Origin of the sequence: Rurimicrobium arvi, from assembly GCF_039540495.1 — a bacterium.
In the GTDB taxonomy this organism is placed as follows: Bacteria; Bacteroidota; Bacteroidia; order Chitinophagales; family Chitinophagaceae; genus Rurimicrobium; species Rurimicrobium arvi.
Genome location: NZ_BAABEZ010000001.1, coordinates 192,950 through 204,680, shown reverse-complemented (window position 1 = coordinate 204,680; position 11,731 = coordinate 192,950). Strand labels below are relative to the sequence as shown.

The window sequence follows — 11,731 nt, the reverse complement described above, 5'->3', positions numbered from 1 at the left end:
GAAAAATTCCTTTTTATTTATTCAATAGTTATTGTGCGGCAGCATCGCTTTGCTGACCGCGCTTCTTGCTGATGTCCAGCCGAACCGAAATAATATGTGAGTACAGCGGATTGCTTTGTGTCTGCAGACTGGTGTAAGCATAATCGGCCACAAAAGCGCCGAACTTAAGTCCCACACCAAACGAAGGCTGGAACAACGTATAGCCGCGTTTATTGGCTGTGTCTTTATCATCCAGCACTTTCTGGATATTGCATACGCCGAGGCGGAAGAAAATCATCCTGTTGTAAGAAGCTTCGAGTCCGAAGCGCGGATCCACACTCAGGTTTTTGCCTTTTATCAGCACCGATCGTTTACCGTCTGTAGTGAGATCTGCGTTGACCTCCGTGAGCAGCTGGAATTTGGATTTCGGTTTGAAGAATTCATAACCCGCTCCGAAATTGAAACGGGGATTCATCACTTCGTATGATTTTACGGGAATTTCGTTACCCGTCTCGCCAAACACCTGCTTCTCCTTATCCGTCAGATTAAAGCTCCAGGTGGTATAGGTGGTCGTCACATCTTTTGCAGCGAGTCCGAAGCTCCAGCGACGATAACGCATCTGGAAGCCGAGATCGGCGCCCCCACCCCAGGCATTGGCCATAGAACCTATATTCCGGTAAATGATCTTTGCGTTTGCTCCGATACTGGTCTGTATTTCCTGATTTTTGAAAATCCTGAGTTGTTGCGCGTAGGAGAGCAGGCCCGCGTAATCCCCGGCAGAAATAGATTTCAGCTTAGATTCGTCAAAGGAGCCATCCGGCTGAATGTAGTCTATTGTGTACGGAATATCGTCTGTCGCAAACCGCAGGAACGAAAACCCGAAACAGCGCTTATGGTCTTTTGCAGGCATAGCAACCGAGAGGAAATCGTATTTAGCATTTCCTGAAAAGTATTCTGCGTGCATAGCGCCTACCTGAAACTGGTCTTCAATACGGACCAGCGCTGCGGGGTTCCAGTAACCGCTGGTAACATCGCTCACAGAAGCGGTCTGGGCGCCGCCCATCGCAAGCCCGCGTGCCCCCACTCCGATATTAAGGTATTCGTTCACGTAAATACGCGACTGCGCCGTTGCCTGTAAGGATATCCCGAGCAAAACAGCACCGAGCATAAATCCGCCGGATTTCATAATTCTCATTTTCAGTCTATTCATCAAACAAAAATGATGCCATAAATGGCAGGTAAATCATTTTAAAACCTTTCCTGCTTAAGGGCACAAAAATATAGCGTTTGAAAGAATATATAAGAGACGGGCAATAAAAAAACCGGAGCGTGAACTCCGGTTTTTCTTCTATGCGGTATTTTTTTACTTTCCTGCATCAGGAGCGGCAGCGGGAACCACTTCTCCTTTGATGTACAATTCATAACGCTCTTTTCCGTCAACCGGAGCAGCGTTTGAAGTGATGTATACGGATTTTGCGATCGGTCCTACACGTCCCTGAGTATTATAACGAACAGTGATCTTTCCGGTTTTTCCGGGAGCGATCGGTTCTTTATTCCACTCCGGTGTGGTACAGCCGCAGGATGCGTTTGCATTGCTGATGATCAATGGCTTTTTACCTGTGTTTTTAAACACGAATACGTGCTCCGCAACCGGGCCTTCCGGAATTTTTCCGAAGTCGTATGTATCGTTTTTGTCAACAAACTGGAATTTCGGGGCATTTTTGTCTACCGTTGCACCAGCCGGAGCGGCAACAGGATTCTGAGCGTTTGCCACACCCGCCATACCGATAGCGAAGCACAGGGATAAGATTACTTTTTTCATTTGCTATTTTTCGTTTTTTATTATGTGTTACTTAAAGAGGTGTACTAGTTTGTTTTGATCATCGAGTTGTTCTGAGGCAGCGAACCTGAAGGAGCTTTTTCTACCTCTCCTTTGATCGTAAGCACCTTAACACCGAAGTTAGTGTTAACGGTAATCGTTTTGGTAAAAGGAGACACGCGACCCTGAGTATTGTAAACAGCCTTGATCACTCCCTTTTTGCCCGGCAGCACCGGCTCTTTGGAATAAGAAGGTGTGGTACAGCCGCAGGATGCGCTTACATTGGAAATGATCAGCGGTTCCTTTCCTTTGTTTTCAAATTCAAATTCATGCTCCGCCTGAGGACCTTCCTGGATGGTTCCGAAATCGTGCAACGGATATTTAAAGAACATATCTTCCGGATGCTGTTTTACTTCCGGTGCGGGTGCGTTCGTCAATGGTTTTGCGGGAGCATCAGGGGTAACAACTGCTTTTTGTGCATATGCAGATGCGCCTGCTATAAGAATGAAAGCTGCTGAAAAGATTGCTTTTTTCATAAGGATCTGGTTTCAAAAGTGTTTAATGTCTACAAAAATAATTAACTGCCTGTCTATTTCTGTTATTTGGGCGTTAAAGCAATATTTATTAAGGTTATTGTTGCTTCCGCAGTACTATGCCCTTGATACGCAGCTGCACCTGGCTCTGTCCATCGGAATTAGAGGTTACATAAACGAACTTCTCGAAATTACCGGGATGATTTTCAGTATGATATGTAACAGAAATAGTGCCTTTTTCTCCGGGCAATATAGGTTCCTTGGAAAAGATCGGTGATGTGCATCCGCAATTGGCATTTGCATTCGAGATGATCAGGGGTGCTTTCCCCGTATTATGAAATTTAAATTCATAAGTAACATCCGGTCCTTCCGGTATCGTTCCGAAATCGTGGGTATTGTCCGGTTCAAAGAACGTGATTTTTGCTATACTGTTCTCCGAAGCAGAGGCCTGCTGCGGCCGTGCCGTTGCGGCGCCTGCCTCGCCATAGTGCTGGAACCCGAAAGGGTTTTGCGCTTTAACCTGCGTTCCTGCGCAAAGCGCAAAAGCAATAAGAAGTACTGTTTTATTCATAGTGGTTGTGTGTTTGTTGCTCAAAAATAACGTGGGAAATCCCTGTCTGCGGTTATTTTGTCGTTAAGAGCAGACGGGTAACATCGGCGTAACCTAATGAATTGTTATCCGGACAGGGCACCGCTCTCCCTGCCCTTCCGCCGTTTGCGTATATTTGCGCCCGTATGGATATTACGTGCTCCAAGGAAGAAAGAAACCTGCTGGAAAGGGTGGCCGCAGCCGCCGAAAAACTGAACACGGATGCCTACCTGATAGGAGGCTTCGTGAGAGACAAGTTTCTTGGACGCAGCAGTAAAGACGCAGATATCATGTGTATCGGCGACGGAATGGCGCTTGCCCAGGCCTTCGCAGAAAGCTTCTCACCCGCTCTTAAAGTTACTTTGTTTAAAAATTTCGGAACTGCACAGGTAAAGCTTCCCCAAGGCTTTGAAATAGAATTTGTCGGCGCCCGTAAAGAATCTTATGCAGCTCATTCCCGAAAACCAAAAGTGAGCGAGGGGACTTTACAGGACGACCAGAACCGACGCGATTTCACGATCAACGCAATGGCCGTGAGCCTGCGCCGCAGCAACTTCGGCAGTCTGATAGATCCGTTCAACGGTATTATGGACATGGAGCAGAAGCTGATCAGGACGCCATTAGAGCCGGATCAGACTTTTTCAGATGATCCGTTGCGCATGATGCGTGCGATCAGGTTCGCCGCACAATTACAGTTTACGATCCATCCGGACACTTTTGCGGCCATCCACAGGAACCGCAACCGGCTGTCTATTGTATCGCAGGAACGCATCACAACCGAACTCAATAAAATCATACAATCCAAAAAACCTTCCATCGGATTCGACCTGCTGTACAAAAGCGGATTGCTGGAAATATTCTTCCCGCAGATGATAGCACTTGCAGGCGTGGAAATAATCGAAGGAAAGGGACACAAAGACAATTTCTACCACACGCTGCAGGTACTCGATAACGTAGCTTACCGTAGCGACAAACTCTGGCTGCGCTGGGCAGCCATCCTGCACGATATCGCCAAACCGGCTACAAAGCGCTTCGAACCTCAGCACGGATGGACCTTTCACGGGCATGATGCTCTGGGACAAAAAATGTGCACGGGTATTTTCCGTAACCTGAAACTACCCATGACCGAACCGCTGAAGTATGTAGGCAAACTCGTGGCACTGCACCTGCGCCCGATCAGCCTTACTAAAGAAGAGATAACAGACTCGGCCATGCGCAGACTGCTGTTTGATGCGGGTGATGACCTGGAAGATCTGATGATCCTTTGTGAAAGCGACATTACTTCTAAAAACAAGTTCAAAGTGCGTCGCTATCTCGACAATTTCGCGCTGGTGAAAAAGCGCCTGCAGGAAGTGGAAGAAAGCGACAAAATCCGGAACTGGCAACCTCCGATCGGTGGTGATGTGGTGATGAAAGTATTCGGTCTGTCGCCCTGCCGCGAAGTAGGACTGATCAAAACAGCTGTCCGCGAAGCCATACTGGACGGTGAAGTGCCCAATAATTATGACGATGCTTACGCGTTCATGATACAAAAGGCTGCCGAACTGGGACTGAAGCCTGTTTGATAAGAATTGCGCCGCCATGTTGCTTGTTGTTTTTTTATTATGTAAATTCACAAAAAACAATATTGCGCATGAGACGGCTTTATTCGCTGCTCCTCGTTTGTGCCTGTGCAATGGGTACGAAAGGGTTGGCTCAGGATTTCCAATACCGGTTTGAAACCACGGAGGTAAAGTTCTCCGGCCCCGGCTCAATTGCCATCCGTGAGGACTCTCTCCAAACGGTTTACAGCACCGCACACTGGCGCAATACGGGGTTGCGGGAACCGGCAGGATTTGTAAGTGGTACCACCATGTATGCCAATGCCCAATTCCGGTTCAATTGCTCCGTGGCTCCCGATTCGCTGACTATACGCGGACTCGGAAACGACACAATCAATTTTCCGCCGCAAACTGTAGCCTTAAGCGCTGCTGCAGGTTATTTTACCTGCACGTACCCTCCCGCCCCGGCTTCCAAAATGTTCACCGCCGGTATCGTCAACTATTATGCTCCCTTCTCTATTTACTGGGAAATTTCCTTCGACCGCGGGGCTTCCTGGTTCCGGGCAGATACCACGGATCATAAGATCTATGTGACAAGATCCATGCCCCTTGCCGAAACAGCTAATTTTAAATATTTCCACACCTTGCTGGAGTTGAGCTGTAAAAATGCGAAGGGTGAGCGCACGGATACCGGCATCATCAAAAAATGCTGGAACGAATTCACCGATCAGATCGTACTCAATTATAAAGGTGATTCGCTGCACTATTACAAAACATTCAATACTTCCAATACCACATTGCCATTGTTGCTGAAATACAGGAACGCGCAATGCTACACGTTTGCGCAATTGTTCGCTTCACTTATGAAAATGCAGGGAGTGACGCGCACCAACAACTATGTGTATATCACCCCAAAAACAATCAGTGCCCCCTGCGGCGGAACGATCAACCGCTTCCTGGTAAAGAACTGGAAATTTAGCAGCAAATCTGATTCGGCGGCATGCCCTTCCTTCCCTTACCGGAATACCTACAGCGGAAGTTATATAACCGCAACGGGATATGTATTCACGACGGCCGATGTAACGGACCAGTCGGGTGTCGACGGTCAGTGCAACAAAAACCCTTCTTCCTTTTTCAACAATCACCAGATCACGAAATTCGACGGTGTTTATTACGATGCCTGCTACGGCATGACCTTCAGCTCTCTGAGTGATATAAAGACCAGGGCTTTCGACGGATGGGGCGTGCAGCGCTCCGCAGGATCCTACAATTTTACGAACGACATGAGCCTGGATGACCTGTCTGAAACCATCTCAACTTTTTAACCGTGCTGAACCGCAAACGCAACATATTATTATCCGGGTTGCTGGCATTATGCCTCTCTGCTGCTGCACAACAGCCGGAGCGTAAAGTGATTGTTGACAACGGACGCTTCTTTTATTTTACGGTGGATGAGGAAACGCAGCTGGCTCATATGCATTCGGCGGACACAAAACGCCGGTTTGCAGAAGCCGACGATCTGCTGATACCGGCAGGCCGCAGTACAGAAGATCCGCAAAATCCGCTTTGCTTCAGCCTGAGAGGCGATCAACTGATCACGATCAACTGGATACTGAACAGTAATAACAGCCGCTATGATGCCATCCGTAAAATAGATTTGCGGAACTGGCGTAAAAGCCGGCCGGACTGGGATATCGCCGCATGGGCAGAGGCTTCTTTTGTACAACCGGTGATAGCTCCCAACGAACCCTGGGAACAGCTGCTCCGCGACAACAACGTATTGACCGGCACTTATTTCGATCTGAATGCCCCGGACAGCAATCACCTGATCATGACGGTATGCAACAATCGCCAATTGCGTGTTTGCCGTTGGGATGGATTGAAATGGTCTGTTGCCGCCCCGATACCCTGCCCTTTCGACACCTGCTTTTCAGTCATTTACAATAATGGCAGCGTTGCATTGGTGGACGCATACGGCAGTGCATACCGTTACGATGCGAAACGAAACCAGCTGAAAAAGCTCAGAAAAAGTACAGCGACCACTGTCGTCCTGGTTGAGGACCATGACAGCGGGAAAACATACCTGATTCCGGCGCAAAGTCTGAACAGTACAAATCCCCGGTCGTTTGAATCTGTAATGCAGGAATCGGCACAGGAAATCACGTTTTAAACTGCTTTTGCTATGAACAATATTTTATTCCTTTTTGCGCTGCTTATCGCTGCTTCATCCGCCAGCGGCGCTAATCTTACAGCAACCGTTTCCCCGGCCGGTGCGGGTAAGAAGAACGGGAAGATCATCCTGCTTGTGACAGGCGGCAATGCTCCTTACACCTTCTCCTGGACGGGTCCGGCCGGATATTCCGCCGGCTGGCAGAACCCGGATTCGCTGGGAGCCGGCACCTACTGCGTCATGGTTACCGATCGCTTTTGCGGATCAGCCGAATTGTGCGTTACCGTTGATGAACGACCAAACAGCATCCGGGAAACGGCAGCGCCGGTGGCAGTAACGGTATACCCCAATCCGTTCAGCGACCGCATTCATATCCGGCTGGCCGGCACACCATCCGGCAGTGTGCAATTGCTGCTGATGGACGCTGCGGGGCGTGCGATCGCGAAAGAACAATTCAGCGGAGCAAACGAGTTCGACTGGACCATGCGCGGCAATCTGCCCGCCGGAATGTATTTCCTGGTGGTACAGCAGGCCGACGGACATAAGATGCATGTACCACTGATGCGATCGGGAGAATAATCTTAGCCCCTATCGTGCAGACAAGCGATTATCCATTACCTTTGGCAAAATTTTCAGTTTTTATGCGCCTAAGCTGGTGGAAACTGGTCTCGATTCCGATACTTTTCTATGTGCTCTTCGCGGGCTTACTCGCCGGAGTTCCCGCACGGGATATTCTCAACGAAACAATTCGCAATTTGTATTTCCACGTACCGATGTGGTTTACGATGATTGTGTTATTCGCCGCCTCCGCCATTTATTCCGTGAGGTACCTGCGCACCTTTAACCCGGTGTATGATAACCTCGCTTCGTCATTTGCTTATACCGGCATTTTCTTCAGTGTGCTGGGTATGATCACCGGCATGGAATGGGCGCAATACACCTGGGGCGCGGCCTGGAGCAATGATCCGAAACAATTGTGTACGGCCATCAGCATGCTTACTTATTTTGCCTACTGGATCCTGCGCAGCGGCATGAAAGATGCTGACAAACGCGCAAAGATCAGTGCGGTTTACAATATTTTCATCTTCGCGCTGCTGATCCCGCTCATCTTTGTATTGCCCCGCATGGTGGCATCACTGCATCCCGGGAACGGAGGTAACCCGGCATTCAGCAATTATGATCTCGACCACCGGATGCGGCTCGTGTTCTATCCCGCCGTTTTCGGATGGATCCTGCTGGGCTTCTGGATGAACAATCTGCTCGTTCGTGTACGGGCACTGACCGACGCGCATCTCGAGCGGGAAATGGATCTTATGAACGACTAATAATCAATCTATATCAGATTAGTATGAAAAAATATAGCACCTTATTATCTCTTTTGCTGTTGTTGATCATCAGCCTTCCGGCAAAAGCCCAGGAAATGGCCAGCGATATGCGCAGCAATGGTAAAATATACGTTGTGGTTTTTGTATTAGCGACTATATTTGCAGGAATTTTCGCGTTCCTGTTGTACCTGGAAAGGAAGATTAAAAAATTAGAAACGAAAAAGTAACATCTTAAACAAATCAAAAACAGTTAAACATGTCCGGAACTTATAGTTTTTTCCAGGGTGTTGAACGCAACTTCGATAAAGCTGCGGTTTACACTCGTTTTGAAAAAGGCATCCTCGAGCAGATCAAAGCTTGTAACTCCGTTTATCGCATGAAGTTTCCGGTACGTATCGGGGACAATGTAGAAGTAATTGAGGCTTATCGTGTACAACACTCCCATCACAAACTGCCTTGTAAAGGCGGTATCCGTTACAGCATGGATGTGAACCAGGACGAAGTAATGGCGCTGGCAGCTTTGATGACATATAAATGTGCGATCGTAAACGTTCCTTTCGGTGGTGCAAAAGGTGGTATCAAAATTGATCCTAAAAAATACACTCCGTTTGAACTGGAAAAAATCACCCGTCGTTATGCAACAGAACTGGTGAAGAAAAACTTCATCGGTGCCGGCATCGACGTTCCTGCTCCCGACTACGGAACAGGTGCACGTGAAATGAGCTGGATCGCGGACACATTCGCTACACTGAACCCCGGCGATATCAATGCTCTGGGCTGTGTTACCGGTAAACCGGTAAGTCAGGGCGGTGTTACCGGCCGTACGGAAGCAACCGGTCTGGGTATCTTCTACGGTGTACGCGAAGTGGTGAACGTTGCGGATGATATGAAGAAAGTAGGACTTACTCCGGGCATCGAAGGCAAACGCGTTGTTGTTCAGGGTCTGGGTAACGTAGGATACCATGCAGCGAAATTCTTCGCAGAAGCAGGCGCTATCCTGGTAGGTCTCGCAGAATTTGAAGGCGGTATCTACAGCGAAAAAGGTCTGAACCTCGAAGATGTTATGGCGCACCGTAAATCCACTGGCTCCATCCTCGGATTCCCGGGTGCTACCGATATCAAAAATAATGCTGATACACTTGAAGTGGATTGTGATATCCTGATCCCTGCAGCTCTGGAAGCTGTGATCACAGGAGAAAACGCTCCACGCATCAAAGCAAAAATCATCGGTGAAGGTGCAAACGGACCATTGACTCCGGATGCAGATGCGGTATTGAATGCCAAAGGTGTGATTGTTGTTCCGGATATGTACCTGAATGCAGGTGGTGTAACCGTTTCTTATTTCGAATGGTTGAAAAACCTGAGCCACGTACGTTTTGGCCGTCTGGACAAACGCTTCAGCGAAAACCAGAACGCCTCTATCCTGAATTCTTTCGAATCTATGATCGGTAAGAAACTGGGTGATGCTGAGCGTCGTCAGATCATGCATGGTCCGGACGAAGTAGACCTGGTTTACTCTGGTCTGGAAGATACAATGATCGGTTCTTATCATGAGATCCGCGAAGCATTGATGTCTTCCGGTGCAGCCGACCTGCGTACTGCAGCGTTTGTTGTAGCGATCAATAAAGTGGGTGTTGCTTACGAACAACTGGGTATCTTCCCATAGCAGTTATCGACTGATCTATATTACAAAGAGCTTGTCTTTTACAGACAGGCTCTTTTTTATTGACAGAACTAATGCAGACTAATGCCTTTGATAACGGAACAAATTGCCTTTTGTCTGATTGCCAAGTGCCGCGAAAAACGCCGGCGGCGGACATCCGAAATTTCTCTCCGTCGGTGATACTGCATTTATCGTTTGCAAAAGGTATATTTGCGCACAAAAAGTCGTTCCAAAATCTGTTCAACAAATAATAATGAAAAACACGCCATTTACTGCTACCCACATTGCTCTCGGCGCCAAAATGGCTGAGTTTGCAGGGTATAACATGCCGATCTCTTATTCAGGCATCAACGAAGAACATCATGCTGTGCGCAATAATGCCGGTGTGTTCGACGTAAGCCACATGGGCGAATTTATCCTGAAAGGCGAAAAGGCATTAGATCTGATTCAGCGCGTTACTTCAAATGATGCGTCCAAGCTCAGCGACGGAAAAGCGCAGTACTCCTGCCTGCCCAATAAAGATGGTGGTATTGTGGACGATCTGCTGGTGTATTGCATCGAAGCAAACAAAACCTATATGCTGGTAGTAAATGCTTCCAACATCGAAAAAGACTGGAACTGGATCAGCTCATTCAACACGGAAGGTGTGGAAATGCAGAACATTTCAGACCGCACAGGTCTCCTGGCAGTTCAGGGTCCGAATGCAGTGAAATATATGCAGGAGCTTACCGATATGGACATCACCAACCTGAAATATTACACCTTTGCCAAAGGTCGTTTTGCAGGCATAGACAACGTGATTGTGAGTGCTACCGGCTATACGGGCGCAGGTGGCGTTGAAATTTACTTTGAAGATAAAGACGATAATGCGGCCAAGATCTGGAACGAGATTTTCCGCGTAGGCGGACCTCAGGGCCTGAAACCGATAGGACTCGCAGCACGCGATACTTTGCGCCTCGAAAAAGGATTCTGCCTGTACGGAAACGATATCGATGATACCACATCCCCGCTGGAAGCAGGCCTCGGATGGATCACTAAATTCTCCAAAGAATTTACCAACAGCGCTGCACTCGAAGCACAGAAAAACAACGGTGTGAGCCGCAAGCTGGTAGGATTCGAAATGGTGGATAAAGGTATCCCTCGTCATGGCTACAAAATCATCGATGCAGATGGTAAAGAGATTGGCGTGGTGACATCAGGAACGCAGTCTCCTACCCTCGGTAAAGCAATCGGCATGGGCTATGTTACCAAAGAGCTGAGCAATGAAGGCTCCGAAGTATTTGTTCAGGTTCGCGACAAAGCGCTGAAGGCTGTTGTTGTCAAAATGCCATTTGCCTAACCCTTCTCTTTCCTTAGCACATTATGATACCGAAGTATAAAAGAATATTATTAAAACTCTCCGGAGAATCGCTCATGGGCGACCGGAATTTCGGGCTTGATCCGAAAATGCTGGCGCAATATGCAGATGATATTAAAGCAATTGTAGAGCTGGGCGTACAGGTATCTGTTGTAATCGGCGGTGGTAATATCTATCGCGGCATGAACGAAAGCGAAACCGGAATCGAACGGGCTCAGGGCGATTATATGGGCATGCTGGCTACCGTGATCAATGGTATGGCGCTGCAGGCGTCGCTGGAAAAATCCGGCGTAAAAACGCGCCTGATGAGTGCCATCAAAATGGAGCAGATTGCGGAACCCTATATCCGTCGCCGTGCTATCCGCCACCTGGAGAAAGACCGTGTGGTGATTTTTGCTGCAGGTACCGGAAACCCTTATTTTACCACGGATACAGCCGGCGCATTGCGTGCGGTAGAGATCCAGGCAGATGTGATCCTGAAGGGTACGCGTGTGGATGGTATTTATACGGCCGATCCTGAAAAAGATAAGACCGCTACCCGCTATGATGCACTCTCCTTTTCGGAAGCGATCAGCAAAGAGCTGAAGGTTATGGATATGACAGCCTTTACCTTATGCCAGGAAAATAAACTTCCGATCATTGTATTCGATATGAACAAACCGCGCAATCTGCTGGATGTCGTAAACGGCAAACCCGTAGGAACGATCGTTCAATAATTGCCGGCTTGAATGCTTCCGGATATTGCGGCGGAGCCA

13 protein-coding genes are annotated in these 11,731 nt (G+C 48.3%); 9 read left to right on the top strand and 4 right to left on the bottom strand.

Features of this window, described 5'->3' with window-relative positions:
* Positions 1–28: 28 nt before the first annotated feature.
* The 4 genes from ABD846_RS00890 to ABD846_RS00875 all read right to left on the bottom strand — a co-directional run bounded on the left by ABD846_RS00890 (position 29) and on the right by ABD846_RS00875 (position 2,902).
* On the bottom strand, positions 29–1,174 hold the full coding sequence (locus tag ABD846_RS00890; RefSeq protein WP_344821723.1) for a putative type IX sorting system protein PorV2: 1,146 nt from the start codon (positions 1,172–1,174) through the stop codon (positions 29–31).
* Positions 1,175–1,342: 168 nt separating this feature from the next.
* A complete protein-coding gene (locus ABD846_RS00885; protein WP_344821721.1) occupies positions 1,343–1,801 on the bottom strand; it encodes a DUF1573 domain-containing protein in 459 nt (152 codons plus the stop codon).
* 44 nt (positions 1,802–1,845) lie between these two features.
* Positions 1,846–2,334 (bottom strand): DUF1573 domain-containing protein, encoded by a 489-nt coding sequence (locus tag ABD846_RS00880; RefSeq protein WP_344821719.1) that lies wholly within the window; start codon positions 2,332–2,334, stop codon positions 1,846–1,848.
* 94 nt (positions 2,335–2,428) lie between these two features.
* Complete coding sequence (locus ABD846_RS00875; RefSeq protein WP_344821717.1) at positions 2,429–2,902, bottom strand: DUF1573 domain-containing protein; 474 nt, start codon at positions 2,900–2,902, stop codon at positions 2,429–2,431.
* 164 nt (positions 2,903–3,066) lie between these two features.
* Here ABD846_RS00875 and ABD846_RS00870 point away from each other — a divergent pair, with 164 nt between their 5' ends.
* The 9 genes from ABD846_RS00870 to pyrH all read left to right on the top strand — a co-directional run bounded on the left by ABD846_RS00870 (position 3,067) and on the right by pyrH (position 11,692).
* A complete protein-coding gene (locus ABD846_RS00870; protein WP_344821715.1) occupies positions 3,067–4,485 on the top strand; it encodes a CCA tRNA nucleotidyltransferase in 1,419 nt (472 codons plus the stop codon).
* Positions 4,486–4,553: 68 nt separating this feature from the next.
* Complete coding sequence (locus ABD846_RS00865) at positions 4,554–5,786, top strand: hypothetical protein (RefSeq protein WP_344821713.1); 1,233 nt, start codon at positions 4,554–4,556, stop codon at positions 5,784–5,786.
* A 2-nt stretch (positions 5,787–5,788) separates the two neighbouring features.
* Positions 5,789–6,631, top strand: a complete 843-nt coding sequence (locus ABD846_RS00860; RefSeq protein WP_344821711.1) for a hypothetical protein — start codon at positions 5,789–5,791, stop codon at positions 6,629–6,631.
* 12 nt (positions 6,632–6,643) lie between these two features.
* Positions 6,644–7,210 (top strand): T9SS type A sorting domain-containing protein, encoded by a 567-nt coding sequence (locus ABD846_RS00855; protein ID WP_344821709.1) that lies wholly within the window; start codon positions 6,644–6,646, stop codon positions 7,208–7,210.
* Between the two features lie 62 nt (positions 7,211–7,272).
* Positions 7,273–7,956, top strand: a complete 684-nt coding sequence (gene ccsA, locus ABD846_RS00850) for a cytochrome c biogenesis protein CcsA (protein ID WP_344821707.1) — start codon at positions 7,273–7,275, stop codon at positions 7,954–7,956.
* Positions 7,957–7,979: 23 nt separating this feature from the next.
* Positions 7,980–8,183 carry a CcmD family protein gene (locus ABD846_RS00845; RefSeq protein ID WP_344821705.1) on the top strand — a complete coding sequence of 68 codons (204 nt, stop codon included), beginning with the start codon at positions 7,980–7,982 and terminating at the stop codon, positions 8,181–8,183.
* A gap of 29 nt (positions 8,184–8,212) precedes the next feature.
* Positions 8,213–9,622: a Glu/Leu/Phe/Val family dehydrogenase gene (locus tag ABD846_RS00840; RefSeq protein WP_344821703.1), complete on the top strand. Its 1,410-nt coding sequence runs from the start codon at positions 8,213–8,215 to the stop codon at positions 9,620–9,622.
* Between the two features lie 250 nt (positions 9,623–9,872).
* Positions 9,873–10,958 carry a glycine cleavage system aminomethyltransferase GcvT gene (gene gcvT, locus ABD846_RS00835; RefSeq protein WP_344821701.1) on the top strand — a complete coding sequence of 362 codons (1,086 nt, stop codon included), beginning with the start codon at positions 9,873–9,875 and terminating at the stop codon, positions 10,956–10,958.
* A 23-nt stretch (positions 10,959–10,981) separates the two neighbouring features.
* Positions 10,982–11,692, top strand: a complete 711-nt coding sequence (gene pyrH, locus ABD846_RS00830) for a UMP kinase (protein ID WP_344821699.1) — start codon at positions 10,982–10,984, stop codon at positions 11,690–11,692.
* Positions 11,693–11,731: the final 39 nt, after the last annotated feature.

What these genes read in the sequence shown, in the direction of transcription:
- ABD846_RS00885 (WP_344821721.1), bottom strand. Translation starts at nt 1,801, where the DNA reads ATGAAAAAAGTAATCTTATCCCTGTGCTTCGCTATCGGTATGGCGGGT.
- ABD846_RS00855 (WP_344821709.1), top strand. Translation starts at nt 6,644, where the DNA reads ATGAACAATATTTTATTCCTTTTTGCGCTGCTTATCGCTGCTTCATCC.
- ABD846_RS00865 (WP_344821713.1), top strand. Translation starts at nt 4,554, where the DNA reads ATGAGACGGCTTTATTCGCTGCTCCTCGTTTGTGCCTGTGCAATGGGT.
- ABD846_RS00880 (WP_344821719.1), bottom strand. Translation starts at nt 2,334, where the DNA reads ATGAAAAAAGCAATCTTTTCAGCAGCTTTCATTCTTATAGCAGGCGCA.
- pyrH (WP_344821699.1), top strand. Translation starts at nt 10,982, where the DNA reads ATGATACCGAAGTATAAAAGAATATTATTAAAACTCTCCGGAGAATCG.
- gcvT (WP_344821701.1), top strand. Translation starts at nt 9,873, where the DNA reads ATGAAAAACACGCCATTTACTGCTACCCACATTGCTCTCGGCGCCAAA.
- ABD846_RS00890 (WP_344821723.1), bottom strand. Translation starts at nt 1,174, where the DNA reads ATGAGAATTATGAAATCCGGCGGATTTATGCTCGGTGCTGTTTTGCTC.
- ABD846_RS00875 (WP_344821717.1), bottom strand. Translation starts at nt 2,902, where the DNA reads ATGAATAAAACAGTACTTCTTATTGCTTTTGCGCTTTGCGCAGGAACG.
- ccsA (WP_344821707.1), top strand. Translation starts at nt 7,273, where the DNA reads ATGCGCCTAAGCTGGTGGAAACTGGTCTCGATTCCGATACTTTTCTAT.
- ABD846_RS00845 (WP_344821705.1), top strand. Translation starts at nt 7,980, where the DNA reads ATGAAAAAATATAGCACCTTATTATCTCTTTTGCTGTTGTTGATCATC.
- ABD846_RS00870 (WP_344821715.1), top strand. Translation starts at nt 3,067, where the DNA reads ATGGATATTACGTGCTCCAAGGAAGAAAGAAACCTGCTGGAAAGGGTG.
- ABD846_RS00840 (WP_344821703.1), top strand. Translation starts at nt 8,213, where the DNA reads ATGTCCGGAACTTATAGTTTTTTCCAGGGTGTTGAACGCAACTTCGAT.